The sequence below is a fragment of the Streptomyces sp. CWNU-52B genome (assembly GCF_047444975.1).
In the GTDB taxonomy this organism is placed as follows: domain Bacteria; phylum Actinomycetota; class Actinomycetes; order Streptomycetales; family Streptomycetaceae; genus Streptomyces.
In genome coordinates this window covers 316,662-336,222 of sequence record NZ_JBLFJV010000008.1, presented here as the reverse complement: position 1 = coordinate 336,222, position 19,561 = coordinate 316,662, and the positions used below count along the sequence as shown (strand labels likewise).

At 71.8% G+C, this 19,561-nt stretch carries 18 protein-coding genes; 12 read left to right on the top strand and 6 right to left on the bottom strand.

What is annotated here, in order from left to right; translation table 11 throughout:
• Positions 1-386: 386 nt before the first annotated feature.
• Both ACLVWQ_RS12410 and ACLVWQ_RS12405 read right to left on the bottom strand, forming a co-directional pair.
• On the bottom strand, positions 387-923 hold the full coding sequence (locus ACLVWQ_RS12410; RefSeq protein WP_414108467.1) for a hypothetical protein: 537 nt from the start codon (positions 921-923) through the stop codon (positions 387-389).
• A 175-nt stretch (positions 924-1,098) separates the two neighbouring features.
• A complete protein-coding gene (locus ACLVWQ_RS12405; RefSeq protein ID WP_414108466.1) occupies positions 1,099-1,731 on the bottom strand; it encodes a WHG domain-containing protein in 633 nt (210 codons plus the stop codon).
• Positions 1,732-1,841: 110 nt separating this feature from the next.
• Here ACLVWQ_RS12405 and ACLVWQ_RS12400 point away from each other — a divergent pair, with 110 nt between their 5' ends.
• Entirely contained in the window at positions 1,842-2,483 is a 642-nt protein-coding gene (locus tag ACLVWQ_RS12400) for a TetR/AcrR family transcriptional regulator (protein ID WP_414108465.1), read from the top strand.
• A gap of 60 nt (positions 2,484-2,543) precedes the next feature.
• Here the strand turns inward: ACLVWQ_RS12400 and ACLVWQ_RS12395 are convergent, their stop codons facing one another.
• Positions 2,544-3,749, bottom strand: coding sequence for a flavin-containing monooxygenase (locus tag ACLVWQ_RS12395; RefSeq protein ID WP_414108464.1), 1,206 nt, complete (start codon positions 3,747-3,749; stop codon positions 2,544-2,546).
• A 265-nt stretch (positions 3,750-4,014) separates the two neighbouring features.
• On the opposite strand from ACLVWQ_RS12395, the gene ACLVWQ_RS12390 reads away from it, so the two are divergent.
• The 4 genes from ACLVWQ_RS12390 (at position 4,015) to ACLVWQ_RS12375 (ending at position 7,248) form a co-directional block, all read left to right on the top strand.
• Positions 4,015-5,529: an ATP-binding protein gene (locus ACLVWQ_RS12390; protein ID WP_414108463.1), complete on the top strand. Its 1,515-nt coding sequence runs from the start codon at positions 4,015-4,017 to the stop codon at positions 5,527-5,529.
• A gap of 129 nt (positions 5,530-5,658) precedes the next feature.
• Entirely contained in the window at positions 5,659-6,108 is a 450-nt protein-coding gene (locus ACLVWQ_RS12385; protein WP_414108461.1) for a DoxX family protein, read from the top strand.
• The gene (locus ACLVWQ_RS12380; RefSeq protein WP_414108460.1) at positions 6,108-6,593 is read left to right on the top strand and encodes a Zn-ribbon domain-containing OB-fold protein; all 486 of its coding nucleotides are present in this window, start codon (positions 6,108-6,110) and stop codon (positions 6,591-6,593) included. The genes ACLVWQ_RS12385 and ACLVWQ_RS12380 overlap by 1 nt, the downstream gene beginning before the upstream one ends.
• A 43-nt stretch (positions 6,594-6,636) precedes the next feature.
• Positions 6,637-7,248 carry a GNAT family N-acetyltransferase gene (locus ACLVWQ_RS12375; RefSeq protein ID WP_414108459.1) on the top strand — a complete coding sequence of 204 codons (612 nt, stop codon included), beginning with the start codon at positions 6,637-6,639 and terminating at the stop codon, positions 7,246-7,248.
• 52 nt (positions 7,249-7,300) lie between these two features.
• Here ACLVWQ_RS12375 and ACLVWQ_RS12370 read toward each other — a convergent pair whose 3' ends face one another.
• Positions 7,301-8,032 carry a pyridoxal 5'-phosphate synthase gene (locus ACLVWQ_RS12370; RefSeq protein ID WP_414108484.1) on the bottom strand — a complete coding sequence of 244 codons (732 nt, stop codon included), beginning with the start codon at positions 8,030-8,032 and terminating at the stop codon, positions 7,301-7,303.
• 13 nt (positions 8,033-8,045) lie between these two features.
• Positions 8,046-10,850, bottom strand: a complete 2,805-nt coding sequence (locus ACLVWQ_RS12365; protein ID WP_414108458.1) for an ATP-binding protein — start codon at positions 10,848-10,850, stop codon at positions 8,046-8,048.
• A gap of 429 nt (positions 10,851-11,279) precedes the next feature.
• On the opposite strand from ACLVWQ_RS12365, the gene ACLVWQ_RS12360 reads away from it, so the two are divergent.
• From ACLVWQ_RS12360 to ACLVWQ_RS12340, 5 genes are all read left to right on the top strand, one after another.
• Positions 11,280-12,326: a medium chain dehydrogenase/reductase family protein gene (locus ACLVWQ_RS12360; RefSeq protein ID WP_414108457.1), complete on the top strand. Its 1,047-nt coding sequence runs from the start codon at positions 11,280-11,282 to the stop codon at positions 12,324-12,326.
• Positions 12,327-12,375: 49 nt separating this feature from the next.
• On the top strand, positions 12,376-13,005 hold the full coding sequence (locus ACLVWQ_RS12355) for an SRPBCC family protein (protein ID WP_414108456.1): 630 nt from the start codon (positions 12,376-12,378) through the stop codon (positions 13,003-13,005).
• Between the two features lie 127 nt (positions 13,006-13,132).
• Positions 13,133-15,358: an acetate--CoA ligase family protein gene (locus ACLVWQ_RS12350; RefSeq protein WP_414108455.1), complete on the top strand. Its 2,226-nt coding sequence runs from the start codon at positions 13,133-13,135 to the stop codon at positions 15,356-15,358.
• Between the two features lie 786 nt (positions 15,359-16,144).
• A complete protein-coding gene (locus ACLVWQ_RS12345) occupies positions 16,145-16,924 on the top strand; it encodes an enoyl-CoA hydratase/isomerase family protein (protein WP_414108454.1) in 780 nt (259 codons plus the stop codon).
• A 52-nt stretch (positions 16,925-16,976) separates the two neighbouring features.
• Positions 16,977-17,603: a flavin reductase family protein gene (locus ACLVWQ_RS12340; RefSeq protein ID WP_414108453.1), complete on the top strand. Its 627-nt coding sequence runs from the start codon at positions 16,977-16,979 to the stop codon at positions 17,601-17,603.
• 29 nt (positions 17,604-17,632) lie between these two features.
• Here ACLVWQ_RS12340 and ACLVWQ_RS12335 read toward each other — a convergent pair whose 3' ends face one another.
• Entirely contained in the window at positions 17,633-18,010 is a 378-nt protein-coding gene (locus tag ACLVWQ_RS12335) for a hypothetical protein (RefSeq protein ID WP_414108451.1), read from the bottom strand.
• Positions 18,011-18,218: 208 nt separating this feature from the next.
• Between ACLVWQ_RS12335 and ACLVWQ_RS12330 the strand changes: the two genes are divergently transcribed.
• Both ACLVWQ_RS12330 and ACLVWQ_RS12325 read left to right on the top strand, forming a co-directional pair.
• On the top strand, positions 18,219-18,998 hold the full coding sequence (locus tag ACLVWQ_RS12330; RefSeq protein WP_414108450.1) for a GntR family transcriptional regulator: 780 nt from the start codon (positions 18,219-18,221) through the stop codon (positions 18,996-18,998).
• 40 nt (positions 18,999-19,038) lie between these two features.
• Entirely contained in the window at positions 19,039-19,560 is a 522-nt protein-coding gene (locus ACLVWQ_RS12325) for an N-acetyltransferase family protein (RefSeq protein ID WP_414108449.1), read from the top strand.
• Position 19,561 lies beyond the last annotated feature (1 nt).

Below are 19,561 nucleotides of genomic sequence, written 5' to 3'. Positions count from 1 at the left end.
CGTACGCTGCGGCCACACATCCCGCCACACCCCCTACACCGAACAACCGGCCCGAGCCCCCTCTAGTAAGGGGCGCGAGGAACTGCGCGCTCAGCCAAAGCAAACCCGCACCAACCATCGGACTCGAGCCCCCACCTACCCAGGGGCGCGGGGAACGGCGCGCTCAACCACGACAGACCCGCACCCAACAGCGCCGCTGAACCCCCACCTACCCGGGGGCGCGAGGAACTGCGCGACCAGCCCCAGCGGACCCGCACCAACAAACCTGCCCAAGCCCCGCAGGGGCACGCGGGGAACTGCGCGGCCAGCCCCAACGCTGATCTTCCTCCACAGTCCGGTTCTCAGACTGCGACAGCACTGGTGTCGGGCGGGAGCGGGAACGCCCCTCACGCCCCGGCGACCAGCACCAGCTCCGAGCGCGGCACCCGCCTGACCGCCACCGGGGCGACGGCCCGCACGGCGCGCGGCCGGGCGGCGCCCTCCGCGCGGTCGCCCGAGAAGACGAACAGCCGCAGTACCAGGAAGCGTCCGACCCCCGCGAGCCCCGAGGCGCCGAGGTAGACGATCTGCTCGGTCAGCGCGCCCGGCGACGACTGCACCAGGTGCAGGGCGAACACGGCGAGCGAGGTCACCGCGTACGCAACCGTCGCCGAACCGGCGGACTGCCAGTGCCGGCGCCACCCGGCCCGCTCCCCGGTGCCGAAGGTGAAGAGCGCGTGCAGCTCCGTGCAGAGGACGGTGGACACGACAGTGATCACCGCGTTCGCCACGGCCCAGGGCATCGACCCGGCCAGCAGCGCCACAGCCGCGCTGGAGAGGACCCCGACGCCACCGCCGCACACCACGAACCGGACGAAGGAGGCGAAGGGTCCGGGAGCGACCTCGCCCACCGTCTCCGGCTGCGACGCGAGCTGCGAGTCCATGGGGGTTTCCTTCCTGGGAGGGGCTGACTGCCCCTGAGATCAACTGGGTTCAACCGGGTTCAACAATGTCGTCGGCCGGCCTCGGCCACGAGAGAGGCCGCACCCGGATCCTTGGTGGGGCCAGCGCTACCGTCCGGCCTGCGCCACACCCCCCGACGCCCCCGCGGGCGAGGGGTCATACGAGGTGGGACAGGGGGAAGGCGACGCGATGGACGATGTCCGCCGGCCACGGGAACGAGGGGGAGATGGCCCGCTGGTGGGCCAGCCCGTGCAGGCCGAGCCAGAGCGCGACCGCGTCGGCGGCCGGGTCCGTGCTGGTGCAGTCCCCCGCGGCGAGGCAGTCGGCCAGGCAGTCGGTGAGCATCCGCATCGCTTCCGCGCCGAGCGTTCCCGGGTCGCAGAGGGTCGCCGGGTCGCAGTCGGCGGCGAACGGGGTCCGGTTGCCGCCGAACATGACCCGGTAGCGCTCGGGGTGGTCGCGGGCGAAGTCCAGGTAGGCCCGGCACACGGTGCGCAGGCGCTCCTGGGGATCCTCGCCCGCCTCGTCGAGCGCGGACCGGATCCAGGCCGCCAGTTCGTCGAAGGCCTGCCGCATCACCTGGAGCATGAGGGCCGGCTGGTCGGCGAAGTGCGGGTAGATCGAGGGGGCGGCGATCCCGGCCCGGCGGGCCACGGCCCGCAGCGTCACGGCCCGCTCGTCGCCGTCGGCTTCGAGCAGCTCGGCCGCCGCGGCCAGGATCTCGACGCGGAGCCTGTCCCCCTCACCGCGGCGGTTCCTCGGCCGGACCCGGGGGGTGATGTCGTTCATGGCTGCTCCCGCTCTGCTCGGCCCGTCTGATTACAGACGTAAGGCTACGAGCGTTAACCGATGGAGCGCAAGGGGTAACGCACATAAGTTTCCCGCTGTAAGGTAACGACATGGCAGACGACACTTCAGCGACACCCGTCCGCGTACGCAACCGTCGCGGGGAGGGCGACCGACTGCGCCAGGAGATCGTGCAGGCGGCGGTCGACCTGCTCGACGAGACCGGCGACGAGAGCGCCATCACCCTGCGCTCCGTCGCCCGCCGCGTGGGGATCGCCGCCCCCTCGATCTACCGGCACTTCCCGGACCAGCCGGCCATCATGCTGGCCGTGGTGCGCAGCGCCTTCACCGAGCTGGACGCGCTCCTCGACGCCGCCGTGGACGCCGCGGGCGACACGCCCCGCGAGCGGCTCACGGCCGTGTGCCGGGCCTACCTGGACTTCGGCCGGGCGCACCCCGGGCGCTACCGCACGATGTTCGGGGGGCTCTGGGTGCCCGACCTGAACGCGAGCTCCGTGACGAAGGAGGACATGGCCACGCTCGGCCAGGAGAGCATGCAGCGGCTCGCCGGAGCCCTGGGGGCCTGTGTCGCCGACGGCTCAGCGACGAGTACCGACGTACCCGCCGACACGGTCGCGCTCTGGCTCGGCCTGCACGGGCTCGCGCACCAGCGGGCGGTCTCCCCTTCGTTCCCCTGGCCGCCGGACATCGCCGAACGCGTCATCACGACGCTCGCGCACTTCACGGACGAGTGAGGAACGGCCCGTGACGGCCTCCGGGGGTCCGCCCCGGGAGCGAGAGCGGGAACGAAGGTGTCAGCGTGCGGCGCGGGACGGACTCCGACGTCCGGCGTCGCGCGCGATCGCCTTCGCGATCTTCTCGGCGTCGATGGCCAGTTCGCGGAACATGCCGCTGATCGGGTTGGTGAAGCCGGTGAAGTACAGACCGGGCGCGGCCTTCGGGGCGCGGGCGCCCCGGACGACCGGGCGTCCGCTCGCGTCGAGCACGCCGAGGTGACCGACGACGCCTTCCAGGGCGCGCCGGTAGCCGGTCGCGGCGATCACGGCGTCTGGGCCGACGCGGTCACCGTTCGCGAGGACGACCTTGCCGTCCTCGAACCCCTCGACCGCGGCCACGACCTCGACCCGGCCCTTGCGCACGGCGTCGAGGAGGCCGACGTCCTGCACGGGGATGGACCCCTGCTTCACCCGCGAGTACAGCCCGGTGTCGGGCCGCGGCAGCCCCTTGTCCGAGAGGTCCGGAACGCTGAGCCTGGCGATCGGCCCGGCCAGCCGGTCCACCAGCGCGACCGGCAGCCGCCTGCACAGGATCCCGGTGTACTGGGCCGGCCAGCCGGCCGTCGACCGGCGCACGATGTGCGGCGCGGTCCGCACGGCGAGGCGTACGCGCGAGGCGCCGCCCTCGACGAGGTCCACGGCGATCTCGGCGCCGGTGTTGCCCACGCCGACCACCAGGACGTCCAGCCCGGTGTACGGGGCGGGGTCGCGGTACTCGCCCGCGTGCAGGAAGGTGCCGGTGTACGCGTCACGGCCCGGCCACTCGGGCACGTACGGCGTGTGGTTGCAGCCGGTGGCGACGACCACCGCGCTGCCGGTCAGCTGACGCCCGCCGGTGGCGTGCAGCAGCCAGCCGTGGCCGTCGGCGGCGGGCTCCACGCGGGAGACCTCGACGCCCGTGACGACCTCCAGCTCGTGGTGCTCGGCGTACTTCTCCAGATAGCGCACCACGTTGTCACGTGACACCCACCGCCCGAAGGAGCGCGGCATCGCCAGACCGGGCAGCCCGGAGAGCCGCCGCGTGGTGTGCAGCCGCAGCCGGTCGTAGTGCCGCCGCCAGGACGCCCCGACGCGGTCGGACTTCTCCAGCACGACAGCCCGTACGCCTTGGGCGCGCAGCGCGTACGCCGTCGCGAGTCCGCCGGGCCCGCCCCCGATGACGTACACGGGTCGGTCCTGCTGCGGCGCGGGCGCCGGGAATGTCGGGTCGGAAGAGTCGGCCATGTGCCGAGCGTATGCACGCCGTCACTTGATGGGTCTCGGTCAAGCCCGGAATCGGTTGCGAATTGATCACGGCTGTAGGAGACGTGTGTGGGGCCTGTGTCGTAGGCCACTCGCGCGCGTGCGGTGTGGGACGCGACCACGACGGGACGGGTGACGTAGGCCCACTCGCTCACTCGGGAGTTCGCGGCCGGACGACGTCACGCCAACCATAAGGAGTACAGTCCTTAGCATCGTACCCCTTACAAAAAGCGTCCAGGGAGCTCAATTGCAGCAACGGGACAAGCCCCCCGCCAAGCCGTCACGCGTCTTCGATCGCGGGGGCGAATGGGACGCGCTCACGGCCTTCGCGGACCGTCCCCTGCCGCACGCCATGCTCGGCATCGTCAGCGGTCGGCGGCGCATGGGGAAGACGTATCTTCTACGCGCACTCGTCGAGCAGCGGAAGGGCTTCTACTTCGGGGCCACCGCCGGCACCGAGGCCGAGTCGCTTCGCCAGTTCAGTGCGGCCCTGGCCGAGCACGCGGGTTCGCCGGTGTCCTTCTCGTTCGACACCTGGGACGACGCGATCTCGTATCTCTTCAGTCTCGCCCTCCCCGGCCGGGAAGGCAGTCCGTTCCTCGTGGTCATCGACGAGTTTCCCTACCTGTCGAAGGTGGCTCCGGAGCTCCCCTCGCTCATTCAGCGTGAGACCGACCGCTTCCAGGTGGAGGAGAGTCGCATGCGGCTGCTTCTGTGCGGTTCGGCGATGTCCGTCATGGGCGGATTGCTGGCCAGCACGGCGCCCCTGCGCGGCCGGGCCCAGCTCGAACTCGTCGTACGGCCCTTCGGATACCGGGCAGCAGCGGACTTCTGGGGTGTCGGCGGCGATCCGGCGCTCGCCGCCAGGCTTCACGCCGTCGTCGGAGGCACCCCCGCGTATCGTCGCCAGTTTCTCGCGGACGACGTTCCCGGCGGTCTGGCCGACTTCGACGACTGGATCTGCCGTACGGTCCTTTCTCCGTTCAGCCCCCTCTTCCGGGAGGCGCGGTATCTGCTCGCCGAGGAAGCGGACATCCGTGACACCGCCCTGTACCACTCGGTGCTCGCGGCCGTGGCGCACGGCAATGCGACGAGAGGCGGCATCGCCGGATACATCGGCCGTAAGTCCGTCGACATCTCGCACCCTCTTCACGTGCTGGAGGACAGCCACCTCCTCGCACGGGAAGAGGACGTCTTCCGGGCCGGGAAGTCGCAGTACCGCATCACCGAGCCGCTGATCAATTTCTACGAGGCCGTGATGCGGCCGTCCTGGGCACGGTTGGAGAGCGGCCAGGCCGCGGAGGTGTGGGCCCAGTCCGCGGAGCGCTTCGCCGCTCAGGTGGCGGGGCCGCACTTCGAGACGGTATGCCGTGAGTATGTGCTCGGGCCGGGGCGGTCCCTGCTCGGCACCTCCCTCGGGAAGGTCGGCAGCGGCGTGGTGACCGACCCGAAGGAACGCCGGCAGATTCAGATCGACGTGGCGGTGGTCGAACCGGGGTCCGGCGGGCACAAGCCTGCGGTCGCTCTGCTCGGTGAGGTGAAGTGGGGGACCGTCATGGGTGTCCCCCACTTGGAACGGCTCGGCCGGGCCAGGGAGTTGCTCTCCGCGCGGGGCATGGACACCACGCGTTGCGCGCTGGCGTGCTTCAGCGCCGCCGGTTTCAGCGAGGCGTTGCTCGGCGAGGCCGGGCGGGGGGACGTACTGCTGGTGGGACTGGACGAGTTGTACGGGAAGGCACTCCCGGCGGGGATCCTGACCTGATGCCGGGTCTCCAGCTCCGGGTGGAGCCGGGTGCTCGCCCGGAGAGTTTCACGCAGCGGCCTTGCGCGAACACCCACGCATCGACTGAACTGACGTACCGTCAGATTCCGTCGAGGGCAGGGGACTTCAGTGGACACGATCTGGCTCGATGGAGCCGAATGGCTGGCCGTCCTGCGGATCGGTCTCGGGCTGTGGTGGCTGGAGAGCTGGCGGCACAAGGACAAGAAGGGCTGGTTCGAGCGGGGGACCGGGATCGCGTGGGCGGCGGACGTCGCGGCCAAGCACCGGTGGAACGCGGTGCGCGGCGGCTTCGACGTGGTGGTCGCGCCCCGGCCGCGCGCGATGGCGTACGTCGTCGTGTACGCCGAACTCGCCCTCGGCCTCGGCCTCGTCGTGGGCTTCCTGACCCCGGTCGCCCTGGTCTGCGGAGTGCTGCTCAACCTCCTCTACCTCGTCCTGATGATCCACGACTGGGCCGAGCAGGGGCAGAACACGATGATGGCGCTGATCTCCCTGGTGGCCCTCTTCGGCATGTCCTGGCAGACCTGGTCGCTGGACAGCGCGCTGGGACTCTTCTGATGGCCGCCGCCGCCCGCTTCGACCTGCCGGAGACGGACGCCTTCACCCGGCCGTACTGGGACGCGGCCGCCGCCGGGCACCTGCTGCTGCGCCGGTGCGACGCGTGCGGGCGCGTGCACCACTACCCCCGCGAGTTCTGCCCGCACTGCTGGAGCGAGTCGGTGACCTGGGAACGGGCGAGCGGCCGGGCCACGCTCTACACCTGGTCCGTCGTCCACCGCAACGACCTGCCGCCCTTCGGGACCCGCACGCCGTACGTCGCCGCCGTCGTCGATCTCGAAGAGGGGCCGCGGATGATGACCGAGGTGGTGGACTGCGAGGCGGGGGCGCTGCGGGTGGGGATGGCGCTGGAGGTGGCCTTCCGCCCGCAGGGCCCGGAGAACCCGGAGGACGCCGAGGGGGTGGCGGGCGCCGCGGCCGCGGTGGGCGGTGTCGTGGTTCCGGTGTTCCGGCCGGCGGTCTCCGTCCCGGACGAGACACCCTAGGGGTGCCTCCTGGCGTTCCGCGGCGCCGTTGTTCAATGGCCCGATGACCGACTTGTACGAGTCCTCCTCCCTCCCCCTGCCCGAGATCCACGGCTACGGACTGTGGCTCCGCCCCTGGGACGCGGACGCCGAGGAGGACGTCCAGGCGTGGCTGCGCGGCTACACCGACCCCGAGTTCCAGCGGTGGAACACTCCGCTCAGACCGGTGGACACCCGGGCCCAGGCGCAGGACTCGCTGCGGGCACGGATCAAGACGGCCCAGGAGGGGGTGAGTACCTCCTTCTGCGTGACGGACGCCCGGAACGGCCTGCGGCTCGGGCACATCGGGGTCAACGACATCGACCACGTCATACGCGTCGCCCGCGTCGGCTACTGGGTGCTGCCCGACGCCCGTGGCCGCCAGGTGGCCACCCGCGCGCTCGCCCTGGCCTCACGCTGGGCCTTCGAGGAACTCGGCCTGCACCGGCTGGAACTGGGACACGCGCTCGGCCACGAGGCGTCGTGCCGGATCGCCGAGCGGTGCGGCTACCCGTGCGAGGGGACCCTGCGCGAGGCGATGTTCCAGGCGGGGCGCCTGGACGCCTTCCGGGACGTCCATCTGCACGCCCGCCTGGCCACCGACCCCGAAGTCGACCTCGAACCCACGCTGCCCTGACCACCGGCCCACCGGCCCACCGGCCCACCACTGGATACGTGCCGCTACAGCGCTACGGCCACAGCAACTCCTTGCGCCACGGTGTGCCGTCCGCACCGTCCGCCTTCGTGCGGCGATAGGTGAGCCGTACGTGCCGGCGGCGCGCGTCGCCCTGGAAGAACTCCACCTCGTCCGGGTCCAGGACGTACACCGTCCACGACGGCACGGCCGCGTCCGGCTCACGACGGGCCCGCTCCCACGCCGCGTCCGAGGCGCGCGTCAACTCCTCGTACGACTCCAGCACTTCGCTCTGCCGCCCCACCAGCGCGGAGGCGAGCGCCCCGGCCGAGCGGGCCCGCAGGTCGGCGCGCGCGACCTCGGGCGGGGCGACGGTCACCGGGCCGCGCACCCTGACCTGCCTGCCCTGCGCCGGCCAGTAGAAGCCGAGCGCCGCGTACGGGCGGGACGCCAGGTGCCGGCCCTTGCGGCTGCCCGCGTGGGAGGCGAAGTGCCAGCCCCGCGCGTCGGCGCCGTGCAGCATCACGGTGCGTACGTCGGGCAGGCCGTCGGCGTCCGCCGTGGCCAGCGACATCGTGTGCGGCTCACGCTGCCCGGCGGCCACGGCCCCGGCGAACCACTGCTCGAAGAGCGGCAGCGGATCGGCCGGGGCCCCGGCCGGGTCGAAGTCCGGCAGCTCGGTGTCCCAGACCCGCTGGGCCCGCAACAACCGTACGAACTCGGAGATCTCAGCGGGCTCGCCGGGCGGGACGGGCTCGACGGGCGGGGTGGGGGTGTCGTCGCTCATGGCCATGCCCCGATCATCCCCTCGCTCCCCCTCGCCCCTCTCCCGCGCCGCCGAGGCCGGGGTGGTCCCTGAGCTGCCTGCGGGAGGAGATGCCGAGCTTGCGGAAGATGTTCCGCAGGTGGGCGTCTATCGTGCGCGGGCTGAGGAACAGCCGCCCGGCGATCTCCTTGGACGTCGCCCCGGTGGCGACGAGCCGGGCGATGTACACCTCCTGCGCGGTGAGCTGGTCGTACCTGGTCCCGGACCGGTCGAGGGCCTTCTCGCCGGTGGCCCGCAGCTCGTCCGCGGCCCGCCGGGCGAACGCCTCGATGCCCGCCCCGGACAGCAGCTCGTGCGCGGTACGCAGATGCCGGCGGCAGTCCCGCCGACGGCCCTCGCGCCGCAGCCACTGCCCGTACAGGAGATGGGACCTGGCCAGGTACGGGAGCATGGGGCTCTTCTCCAGGTACGTGATGGCCGCCCGGTAGTGGTCCTCGACCCCGGTCACCAGCGCGCGTGCGTACGCCGCGATGCCCAGGCCCGAGACGGTCCCGCTCGCCTCGGTGCGCTCGGTCAGCGCCTCCAGCGCCCTGGCGGCCTCGTCGTGCTCGCCGCACCGGACGGCCGCCTCCACCAGCTCGGGCAGGGCGAACCCGGCGAGGAAGAGGTCGCCGTGCTCGGCGGCCTGCCGGGCCGCGGTCAGTGCGGCCGGGTAGTCGCCCAGGCTGTTGTGCAGCACGGCCTCCGCCACGTGGACGTTGGCGATCAGCTGCCCGGTGCCACGCGCGGTCGCCGCCGTGGTGACCGTCTCGAACAGCTCCAGCGCCTCCTCGCGACGGCCACGCATCGCCGCCAGCTGCAGCCGGTGGTACGTCACCGGGTGCCCGCCGGCCGCGTCGGCGACGGCAGCCTCCTCGGCGATGGCCTCCATCGCCTGCCCCAGGTCGCCGGTCAGTACGGAGTAGGACGCCAGCTGGGCGAGGCCCAGGCGCAGTATGAGCGGCGAACCCGACTCACGGCCGGTCTTCATCAGCCACTCGATGATCGCTCCGAGGGCGTGCGGGTCGAACAGTTCGCCCGCGAGCATGACGGCGAGTGCGGGCCGCCGGGTCCACATCGGCGCGTCGCCGTCACCGTCGAGGACGCTCCGGACCAGCGGGACCGCGGCCCGGTGTCCGTCCGCGTCCAGCCGGATCAACGCGTCGAGGACGTCCGGAACACCCTCGGCTCCCTCGGCTCCTTCAGCTCCCTCGGCTCCTTCAGCTCCTTCAGCTCCTTCGGCTCCTTGGACGTTCCGGGAACGCGGTGCGGGCGCCGCGGACCGGGCCGCCGCGAGGACCATGTCCATCACACCGGTGGCCCGGCCGACCACGAGGCTCATCTCCAGCGCGTCCAGGAAGCGCTCGCGGGACCATTCCGGGTCCACGTCCACGAGGCGCTGTGCGGCGCGCAGCATGAACATCGGGCCGTCGCCGTCGTTGTTGCGTACGTAGGCGATCTGGCCGCGCAGCAGATCGACCCTGGCGTGCTGGAGTTCGTCGAGTGCCGCGTTCTCGACGGTCGTCAGGAGCCGCGCCGCGCTGTCGGCGAGGCCCGCGTAGAGCTTGGCCTCCACGGCCGTGAGGGTGCGTTCGGTCCGCCGGCCGGCGTCCAGGGACAGCTCCGCCGCGCGTTCGAGGAAGGCCGCCGCGGCCACCGCGCCGCCGCGCGACCGGGCACGGACCGCGGAGCGCTCCAGCTCGGCGGCGATGTCCTCGTCGGGGCCCGTACCGGCCTGGGCGCGGTGCCAGGCACGCCGGTCGGGGTCCGTGACCGGGTCGGTGACCTCGGCGAGGACCCGGTGGGCGGTACGGCGCCGGCCGGGCTCCGCGGCCCGGTAGACCGCGGACCTGGCCAGCGGGTGGCAGAAGCGGACGCGGGTGGCGAACTCGACGAGGCCGGTGGCGGTCGCGGCGGCGCCGGACGCCGTCACGTCGAGGTCCAGTCGCCGCGCGGCGGGCCACAGCAGGCCCGGGTCGCCGGTCGGGTCGGCGCTCGCGACGGTCAGCAACAGCCGTGCCGCCTCGGGCAGTTCGTCGAGCCTGGCCCGGAAGCTGCGCTCGATCCGGTTCGGCACCGACGTCGTGTCCGGCGGGGCGAAGCCACCGTCCCGGGGCAGTTCGAGCAGTGCCAGGGGGTTGCCGCGCGCCTCGGCCATGATCCGCTGGCGGACCTGGTCGTCGAGCGTCGCATGGCTCTTCGCCGCCAGGAAGGACCGCGCCTCGGTGTCGCTGAGCCCGCCGACGGACAGGCCGGGCAGTTCGTCCAGTTCGCCCTCCGTACGGTCCGGCCTGGCCGCGAACACGAGGGCGACGGGCTCGCAGCTGACGCGCCGGGCGAGGAAGGTCAGTACCTTCGAGGACGCCGCGTCCAGCCACTGGGCGTCGTCGACCAGACACAGCAGCGGGCTCTCCCGGGCCGCGCAGGACAGCAGTTCCAGGGTCGCGAGGCCGATGCGGAACACGTCCGGCTCACCGGCGACCAGGCCGAACGCGTTCCGCAGGGTCTCGCCGTGCCCGTCGGGCAGTTCGGCGAGGTGCGGCAGCAACGGCACGCAGAGCTGGTGGAGGGCGGCGAACGGCAACTCCCGCTCGTACTGCGACCCGCACGCCCGGACGGTACGGAACCCGAAGGCCGCCCGCTGTACGTGCTCCAGCAGCGCGCTCTTGCCGATGCCCGCCTCGCCCCGCAGGACCAGCGCCCCGCCCCGGCCCTCGCGCGCGGCGCCGGTCAACTCGTCGAGGCGTCCGGTCTCAGCCTGCCTGCCGACGAGTTGACCGGGAGAGTGAGCCGAGGTCATGCCGCCTACGTTAGGCGACGGGCACCACCCGGGTATCACCGGCTGTCGACCGGTAGGTGAAGTTCGCCGATGCGAGCACGGGTACGTCGGCACAAGTCTGGCGGCTCGACCCATCGAGAAGAGAGCGCCCCTCCATGATCACCCCGCCGGCCGTCGCCGCCCCGCCGCCGTCCGGGCCGCACCGGTGGACCGGGGGCGCGGCCCGCTTGCCAGGGGCGCGGGGAACTGCGCGACCAGCCCCCACCGGGGCCGCAGCCGACCACCCGCACCAACCACTCCGACACCCACCCCGAAGCATCCGCCGCGCGACCCGACACGCCCGTTGCCTTACACCGTGAAGTTTACTGCCGAATCCTCTTGCGGATCCTCAACTAACGCGTATAGCCTTACATCCGTAAGCACACAGCCGAAGCATTCAGGGGACACGCCATGACCAGCACCGCCACCACCACCGTCACAGAAATCGTCCTCCCCGGCCTGGTCGAGCCCGACGGCCTGGAGCTCCGCACCCGCGACCTCCCCGCACCGGCCAAGGGCCAGGTCGTCCTGCGCATGGACGCGACCGGCGTCTCGTTCGCCGAGCAGCAGATGCGCCGCGGCAAGTACTACGACCAGCCCCCGTTCCCCTTCGTCCCCGGCTACGACCTCGTCGGCACCGTCACGGCGGTCGGCCCGGAGGTCGACACCACACTCGTCGGACGCCGGTTCGCCGCGGTCACCAAGGTCGGCGCGTGGGCCAGCCACCTCCTCGTCGACGCCGTGGACCTGATGCCCGTACCGGACGAGGTGGACTCCGCCGCCGCCGAGACCGTGGCCGTCAACGGCATCACCGCCTGGCAGATGCTGCACCGCATCGCCAAGGTCCGCACCGGCGGCACGATCGTCGTCCTGGGCGCCAACGGCGGCGTCGGCTCCACCCTCGTCCAACTGGCCCGTCACGCCGGCATCACCGTGATCGGCACGGCCTCGGAGCGCCACCACGAGACCGTGCGCGAGCTGGGCGCGACCCCGGTCGACTACCGCGACCCGGACATGTACGCCCGGATCCACGAGCTCGCCCCGGGAGGCGTGGACGCGGTGTTCGACCACGTCGGCGGCGCCGGAGTGGAGCAGTCGTGGCAGTTGCTGCGCAAGGGCGGAACACTCGTCTCCTACGGCACCGCCGCCACCAAGGACGACGAGGGCAGCTCCCAGCTGCCGGTGATGAAGCTGTTCGCACGGCTCGCCGCGTGGAACTCCCTGCCCAACGGCAAGAGCGCGCACTTCTACAACTTCTGGGCCGGCAAGCGCCGCTGCCGCGCGTCCTGGCAGCAGCGGATGACCGAGGACCTCACCCAGGTGCTGCGCCTGGTGGCCGACGACGTCCTCACCCCGCAGATCGCCGCGAAGATCCCGCTGTCGGCCGCCGCCTCGGCGCTGACCCTCGCCGAGTCCCGCACCGTCGCCGGCAAGGTCGTCATCGTCCCGGAGGCGTGACCCGGGTCAGCCATCCGAAACCACCGAAAAAGAGAGAGAAGAGAACGACATGACGAACACACTGCGCAGGCTCATTCAGGGCTCGACCGTCGCCGCGGTCGCCATGGCGACGGCCTTCACCGCACCGTCCGTCGCCGCGGCGCACGAAACCCACCCCGCGCCCCGGACGCAGCCCGGCTCCGGCGCCGGAGCCTTCCAGGAATGCCGGGGCGTGACCGTCGACAAGGACGCACCGGTCATCAGCCGGGCCGGCGCCCTGATCAAGGCACCGCTGAAGACGGTCTGGAAGCTGCACACCGACATCGACGCGTGGTCCAGCTGGATCCCGGAGATCACACCGGCGCAGAAGAAGACGCCCGGACCGCTGCGACCTGGCTCGGTCTTCGACTGGTCCCCGCAGAACATGAAGGTCACGTCGACCGTCACGTCGGTCGAGCTGGGCCGGTGCACCGCGTGGGCCGCGCCCGTGAACGGCATCGACGGCGTGCACCTGTTCACCTTCAAGCAGGTCAAGGGCGGCGTACTCGCCACCACCGAGGAGTCCTGGGCGGGCGCTCCCGCCGAGGCCGACATCCCCGGCAACCAGGCCGCCCTCGACGCCGGCCTCAAGGACTGGGTGAACCGGCTCAAGAGCACGGCCGAGACGAAGAGCGGCTGCGCCGGCCACCGGGACCGGTGACCGCCCGGACGTCAAACCTGTGTCCGCCACAAGTTCTTTTGCCTGCAGACCCGTTCCTGACGCGCCGTCAGTTCAGTAATCTGACAGTGCGTCAGTTATTGGCAGCCACTCAGGAGCGGGCGGACCGATGCTTGGATCAACCCACGGCACCCTCACCACCGACTCCCGCCGGGCCCGGGTCATCGCCTGCGGCGAGCAACCGGCCCCTGCCGTGCACGGCAGACCGGCCGCCACCGACGACCTCGACGTCAGCGGCCGGCCACTGTACGCCGGCGTACCCGATCTGGACCGCTTCTTCCGCCCCGAGTCGGTGGCCGTCGTCGGCGCCTCCGACGCGGAGGGGCGCCCGAACACCGGCATCACCCGCCAACTGCTCGCCTGGGCCGAGCGGGTGGGCGCCCGGCTGCACCCGGTGCACCCCACCCGTGAGTCGGTGTTCGGCATCCCTTGCGTCGCCTCGGTGGCCGATCTGCCCGAACAGGTCGACCTGGCCGTGCTGTTGGTCTCCGACCCGCTCCCCGTGATCGAGCAACTCGCCGACACCAAGGTGCGGTTCGCGGTGGCCTTCGCCTCCGGGTTCGCCGAGACGGGAGCGGAGGGCGCCGCCGAGCAGGCACGGCTCGCCGCCGCCGTGCAGCGCTCCGGGCTGCGGCTGCTCGGCCCGAACACCAACCTCAACGCGTTCGAGAGGTTCCGCGACGACCTGGACGGGCCGGCGATCGCGCTGATCACCCAGTCCGGGCACCAGGGCCGACCGGTCTTCACCCTCCAGGAGCTGGGCATCCGCCTCTCCCACTGGGCCCCCACCGGCAACGAGGCCGACCTGGAGAGCGCCGACTTCATCTCGTACTTCGCCGAGCGGCCCGAGGTGGGCGTCATCGCCTGTTACGTCGAGGGGCTGAAGGACGGCCGCTCCTTCCTGCTGGCCGCCGACCGGGCCGCCCGGCGTGGCGTGCCCGTCGTCGCGGTCAAGGTCGGCCGCACCGAGACGGGCGCCCGTACGGCCGCCTCCCACACCGGCAAGCTGACCGGCGCGGACGCGGTGGTGGACGCCGCGATGCGCCAGTACGGGGTCGTGCGGGTGGACGGCCTCGACGAACTGCAGGACACCGCCGCCCTGTTGGCGCGCGCCCGGCCGCCGTCCGCGGACGGGGTGGCCGTCTACTCGATCTCCGGTGGTACGGGGGCCCACTTCTCGGACCTGGCGACCGAGGCGGGGCTGCGGCTGCCGGCGCTCTCCGCCGCCAAGCAGGCGGAACTGCACCAGTGGATACCCGAGTACCTGGACGTCACGAACCCCGTCGACAACGGCGGCCACCCCGTCGGGGACTGGCGCGGCCGGAAGATCATCGACGCGATCCTGGCGGATCCGGCGGTCGGGGTGCTCATCTGCCCGATCACGGGTCCGTTCCCGCCGATGAGCGACCGGCTCGCGCAGGACCTGGTGGACGCGGCGGAGCAGACGGACAAACTGGTGTGCGTGGTGTGGGGATCGCCGGTCGGCACGGAGTCCGCGTACCGCGAGACGCTGCTCGGCTCCTCGCGGGTCGCGACCTTCCGCACGTTCGCGAACTGCATCACGGCGGTACGCGCCCACCTGGACCACGCCCGGTTCGCCGCGTCCTACCGCTCCCCCTTCGACGAGGCACCGCGCAGCCTGTCGCCGTCCTGCCGCAAGGCACGGGCGCTGATGCGTCCGGGCAGCAGGCTCAGCGAGCACGCGGCGAAGCAGTTGCTGCGCGCGTACGGGATCCGGGTGCCGCGGGAGCAGTTGGTGACCAGCGCGGCGGCGGCGGTGCGGGCCGCCGGGCTGGTCGGGTACCCCGTGGTGATGAAGGCGTCCGGCGCGCGGCTCGCCCACAAGACGGAACTGGGTCTGGTGAAGATCGGCCTCACCTCGGCGAGCCAGGTCAGGGACGCGTACCGCGATCTGACCGACATCGCCCGCTACGAGGACGTGTCGCTCGACGGGGTTCTGGTGTGCCAGATGGTGGAGCCCGGCGTCGAGATGGTCGTCGGCGTGACCCACGACGAGCTCTTCGGTCCGACGGTGACGGTCGGGCTGGGCGGGGTGCTGGTCGAGGTCCTCCAGGACACGGCGGTACGGGTGCCGCCGTTCGGCGAGGACCAGGCGCGGTCGATGCTCGGGGAGTTGCGGGGGCGGGCCTTGCTGGACGGCGTCCGGGGTCGGCCTCCGGCGGACCTCGACGCGCTGGTGGAGGTGGTCCTGCGCGTCCAGCGGATGGCACTGGAACTGGACGGCGAGCTGTCCGAGCTGGACATCAACCCGTTGATGGTGTTGCCGCGGGGGCAGGGGGCGGTGGCGCTGGACGCGCTGGCGGTTTGCTTCTAGCCGTTGGTTGTCTGCGGGCCCTGCGGGGCTTGGGCCGCGTTGTTCGTCTGCGGGCCCGGTGGGGGCTGGGCGCGCAGTTCCCCGCGGTGCCCTGCGGGGCTTGGGCCGTTGTTTGTCTGCGGGTGCATCGTGGCTGGTCGCGCAGTTCCTCGCGCCCCTGGGTGGGTGGGGTCTGGGGTTGTGTTCTGTCTGCGGGTGCGTGGGGGCTGGGCGCGCAGTTCCCCGCGCCCCTGGGGTGGGTGGGGTCTGGGGTTGTGTGGTGTCTGCGGGTGCGTGGGGGCTGGGCGCGCAGTTCCCCGCGCCCCTGGGGTGGGTGGGGCCTGGGGTTGTGTGGTGTCTGCGGGTGCGTGGGGGCTGAGCGCGCAGTTCCCCGCGCCCCTGGGGTGGGTGGGGGTGGAGGGTGGTGGTCGGGTGCGGGTGGGGGCGTGTCGGGACGTGCGTCCGCAGCCGGAAACGCGTCGGGCCGACCACGTTCGCGAGGGTGGGTGGGAGTCGTCGTACGCTGCGGCCACACATCCCGCCACACCCCTACGCCCACTCGCCAGGGGCGCGAGGAACGGCGCGCTCAACCACAACAAACCCGCACCCGACAGCACCGCTGAACCCCCACCTACCCAGGGGCGCGGGGAACTGCGCGACCGGCCACAACGCACCCGCACCAACAAACCTGCCCAAGCCCCGCAGGGGAGCGCGGGGAACTGCGCGCTCAGCCCCAGCGGACCCGCACCAACAAACCTGCCCAAGCCCCGCAGGGGCACGCTGACCCTGGACCGAACGGAGAAGCCGTTGATAAATCACACCCTCGACAACCACACGTCATGGATCACCCTCAACCGGCCCGAGTCCATGAACGCCCTCACCCCCGAACACCGAGACCACCTCATCCACCTCCTGGACACCGCATCCGCCGACCCCGACACCCACGCGGTCGTCCTCACAGCGACAGGCCGCGGATTCTGCGCCGGCGCAGACCTACGAGGCGGCCCACCCCCAGGGGACCGAGTCCCCGGAGACGTCGCCCGCGTCATCCGCAACGGCGCCCAACGCCTCATCACCGCAGTCCTGGACTGCGAGAAACCCGTACTCGCCGCAGTGAACGGCACCGCAGCCGGCCTCGGCGCCCACCTCGCCTACGCCTGCGACCTGATCCTCGCCGCGGAATCGGCCAAGTTCATCGAGGTGTTCGCCCGCCGCGGCCTGGTCCCCGACGGCGGCGGCGCCTACCTCCTCCCTCGCCTGATAGGCCCGCAGCGGGCGAAGGAGCTGATGTTCTTCGGCGACGCCCTCACCGCCACGGACGCGTACCACCTGGGCCTGGTCAACAGGGTCGTCCCGGACGACGAGTTGGAGAAGACGGCCCGCGCCTGGGCCGACCGCCTCGCCACCGGCCCCACCCGCTCCCTCGCCCTCACCAAACAACTGGTGAACGCCTCCCTGGACTCCGACCGCGCCACCGCGTTCACGGCCGAGGCCGCCGCCCAGGAGATCAACATGACGACGAGGGACGCGGCCGAAGGCGTAACGGCGTTCGTGGAGCGCCGCGGCCCACGGTTCGAGGGCCGCTGAGCGAACGGAGCCCTTCCCATCTGACGCATCGTCAGCTTCAATGGACGGTGTGATGGGACACGCAGGAATGGCCGCGGCAGCCGTCCGCTACCTCAGGGCGACCGGCACGACGGGAACGACCGGAACGCCCGTGGAACCCCTGCCGCGCCCCGAACTGCGATGCGTCGGCGAGGACGAGCGCGCGACCATCGCCCCGGCCGACTTCAGGAACGTACTGGGCACCTTCGCGACCGGCGTGACAGTGATCACGGCCCCCGTCACGGCGCGCGGCGAAGGCGGCGACGAGGACGACCGGCCCGCGGGATTCGCCTGCCAGTCCTTCTCCTCCCTCTCCCTCGACCCCCCGCTCGTCACCTTCATGGTCAGCCGTACGTCGACGACCTGGCCGCGCATCGCCCGCGCGGGCGTCTTCTGCGTCAACGTCCTGGCCGCCCACCAGGGCGAGCTGTGCCGCGGCTTCGCGGTGAGCGGCGGGGACAAGTTCGCGGGCGTCACGTACGACGCGGCCCCGGCCACCGGCTCCCCCCGCCTGGCGGGCACCCTCGCGTGGATCGACTGCACGATCCACGCGGTACACACGGGCGGCGACCACCTCATCGTCATCGGCCGGGTGGACGCCCTGGACACAACAACCGAGGCCGAACGCCCCCTGCTGTTCCACAAGGGCCGCTTCATCTGACCGTCACGCACAGCACTGCCCCGGCGGGCTCATCCGCGCGTCTCGGCGATCAGTGGTCCGTCACCTCCGTCACCGTCGCCGTCCCCGCCGTCACCGTCCGGTCGGGGCAACCTGGCGCCCCGGCTGTCGGCGACGCGCAGCACGTCTCCGAGCACGTGCGTAGCCGCCCGCAGGGCTCGCCGCAGCGCGTACTCTCCCGCCTTGCGATCACCCAGGACAGCCCTCGCGCCCGTGAGGACGTCGGCCCCGTCCCGGAGTTGCTCCGCCTCCACTTCGTCCGCGAGCCTGGACAGCCGTCCACCACTGCCGTTCGTGGACAGGAAGCACGGCTTACCCGTGTCGGTCTCCCAGGGCAACAGCCTCAAGCCCGGAGGAGGCGTGTGGACGGCGTTCCGGTCGTAGCTCACGCGCCCACCTCTCCCGCAGCCGGTGATGTAACAGGCATCATGAAAGCTCCCTTCCGAGGGAGCCGGGGCGGTGTGTCTGCTTGGCGGTAGGGCACCACCCCGGCATGGTTCGGCACAGACTGTCGGCCGTTACTGGCTCAAGCCAGTTTGACCAAGGAAGACCGAGCACGTCAAGTCACTGGCTCAAGCCACTTGATATGCTGCGCGTATGACAGCTTCAGACTCCGGCCACTCCTCGAACCAGCCGCCGAGCAGGCGCATCGCGGACGAACTGCGAGCCGCCATCAATACCGGTCATCTCGCTCCAGGCGGCAAGCTGCCCTCGGAACGCGCCCTCGCCCAGCAGTACGGGGCCGCACGGAACACGGCCCGCGAGGCGATCCGCCTCCTCGCCGAAGAAGGTCTGGTGACGGCCCGTCACGGGAGCGGAGTCTTCGTACGGGAGCCGCAGCGGCTGTTCCGGTTCGGCAGCGACCGCTACTCGCGACGGAACCGCGAGACCGGCCTCACCCCCTTCCGGCTGGAAGCCGAGCGGCAGGGCATGGAGGCCCGTATCGATGTCGTGAGCATCACCCGGGAACGTCCTCCTCAGGACATCGCCGACCGTCTGAACATCCCCGTCGACGACGAGAGCGTGCTGCATCGGGAGAACCACTACTTCGCCGACGACGAACCCGTCCAGATCGTGTCCACGTATCTCCGGTGGGCCGAAGCACAGAACACGGCGCTGACGCGGCCCGGAACCGGCAAGGACGGCATCTACGGCCGTCTCGAAGAACTCGGTCACGTCATGACACGCGTACGGGACGAGATCACGGCGCGCATGCCGATACCGGCCGAGGCGGCGGTTCTCGGCCTGCCCCCTGGGGTTCCGGTCCTCGAAGTCCTGCATACGAGCCTGGACCAGGAGGGCGAACCCTTCGAGGTGTCCCGGTACGTGCACCGGGCGGACCGCACCGGCCTGCTCTACGAACTCCCCGTCGACTGAACGCCGAACACCGACCCGCCGGCCTCAACAGGAGCCCAGCATGGACAGCGACGTCGTCATCCGCCGCTTCGAGGACTCGGATCTCCCCGGGGCCGCCGCGGCCTTGACGGAAGTGCACGCCACCGACGGCTACCCGGTCGAAGGTGTTGCCCACCCGGAGGCATGGCTGCGGTCGGACGAGGACCAGGTACTGGCCTCCTGGGTCGCGGAGGCGGGGCGAAGGATCGTCGGCCATGTCGCGGTGATGCGGCCGGACGGTGAGGACGCCGTGTCCCTGTGGGCCGAGCAAGCGGGGGACGACGCACGGTGCCTCGGGGTACTGGCCCGGCTCTTCGTCGTCAGGGACGCCCGGCAGGCCGCCCTGGGCGAGCGGTTGGTCCGGGCCGCCATGGACTACGGGCTGAGCACCGGCCGCCGCCTGGTGCTGGACGTCATGGTCAAGGACACCGCGGCCATCCGCCTCTACGAACGCCTCGGCTGGCTCAGGACCGGCCGGGCCACGCACCACTACGGCGCAGGCCGTTCCAGCGAGGCGCTCTGCTATGTGGCGCCTGACGGCTGAA

Excerpts from the sequence above, each read along its gene's own strand:
- ACLVWQ_RS12325 (WP_414108449.1), top strand. The coding sequence starts at position 19,039 with ATGGACAGCGACGTCGTCATCCGCCGCTTCGAGGACTCGGATCTCCCC.
- ACLVWQ_RS12340 (WP_414108453.1), top strand. The coding sequence starts at position 16,977 with ATGGGACACGCAGGAATGGCCGCGGCAGCCGTCCGCTACCTCAGGGCG.
- ACLVWQ_RS12395 (WP_414108464.1), bottom strand. The coding sequence starts at position 3,749 with ATGGCCGACTCTTCCGACCCGACATTCCCGGCGCCCGCGCCGCAGCAG.
- ACLVWQ_RS12365 (WP_414108458.1), bottom strand. The coding sequence starts at position 10,850 with ATGACCTCGGCTCACTCTCCCGGTCAACTCGTCGGCAGGCAGGCTGAG.
- ACLVWQ_RS12410 (WP_414108467.1), bottom strand. The coding sequence starts at position 923 with ATGGACTCGCAGCTCGCGTCGCAGCCGGAGACGGTGGGCGAGGTCGCT.
- ACLVWQ_RS12400 (WP_414108465.1), top strand. The coding sequence starts at position 1,842 with ATGGCAGACGACACTTCAGCGACACCCGTCCGCGTACGCAACCGTCGC.
- ACLVWQ_RS12360 (WP_414108457.1), top strand. The coding sequence starts at position 11,280 with ATGACCAGCACCGCCACCACCACCGTCACAGAAATCGTCCTCCCCGGC.
- ACLVWQ_RS12355 (WP_414108456.1), top strand. The coding sequence starts at position 12,376 with ATGACGAACACACTGCGCAGGCTCATTCAGGGCTCGACCGTCGCCGCG.
- ACLVWQ_RS12380 (WP_414108460.1), top strand. The coding sequence starts at position 6,108 with ATGGCCGCCGCCGCCCGCTTCGACCTGCCGGAGACGGACGCCTTCACC.
- ACLVWQ_RS12405 (WP_414108466.1), bottom strand. The coding sequence starts at position 1,731 with ATGAACGACATCACCCCCCGGGTCCGGCCGAGGAACCGCCGCGGTGAG.
- ACLVWQ_RS12370 (WP_414108484.1), bottom strand. The coding sequence starts at position 8,032 with ATGAGCGACGACACCCCCACCCCGCCCGTCGAGCCCGTCCCGCCCGGC.
- ACLVWQ_RS12350 (WP_414108455.1), top strand. The coding sequence starts at position 13,133 with ATGCTTGGATCAACCCACGGCACCCTCACCACCGACTCCCGCCGGGCC.
- ACLVWQ_RS12375 (WP_414108459.1), top strand. The coding sequence starts at position 6,637 with ATGACCGACTTGTACGAGTCCTCCTCCCTCCCCCTGCCCGAGATCCAC.
- ACLVWQ_RS12330 (WP_414108450.1), top strand. The coding sequence starts at position 18,219 with ATGACAGCTTCAGACTCCGGCCACTCCTCGAACCAGCCGCCGAGCAGG.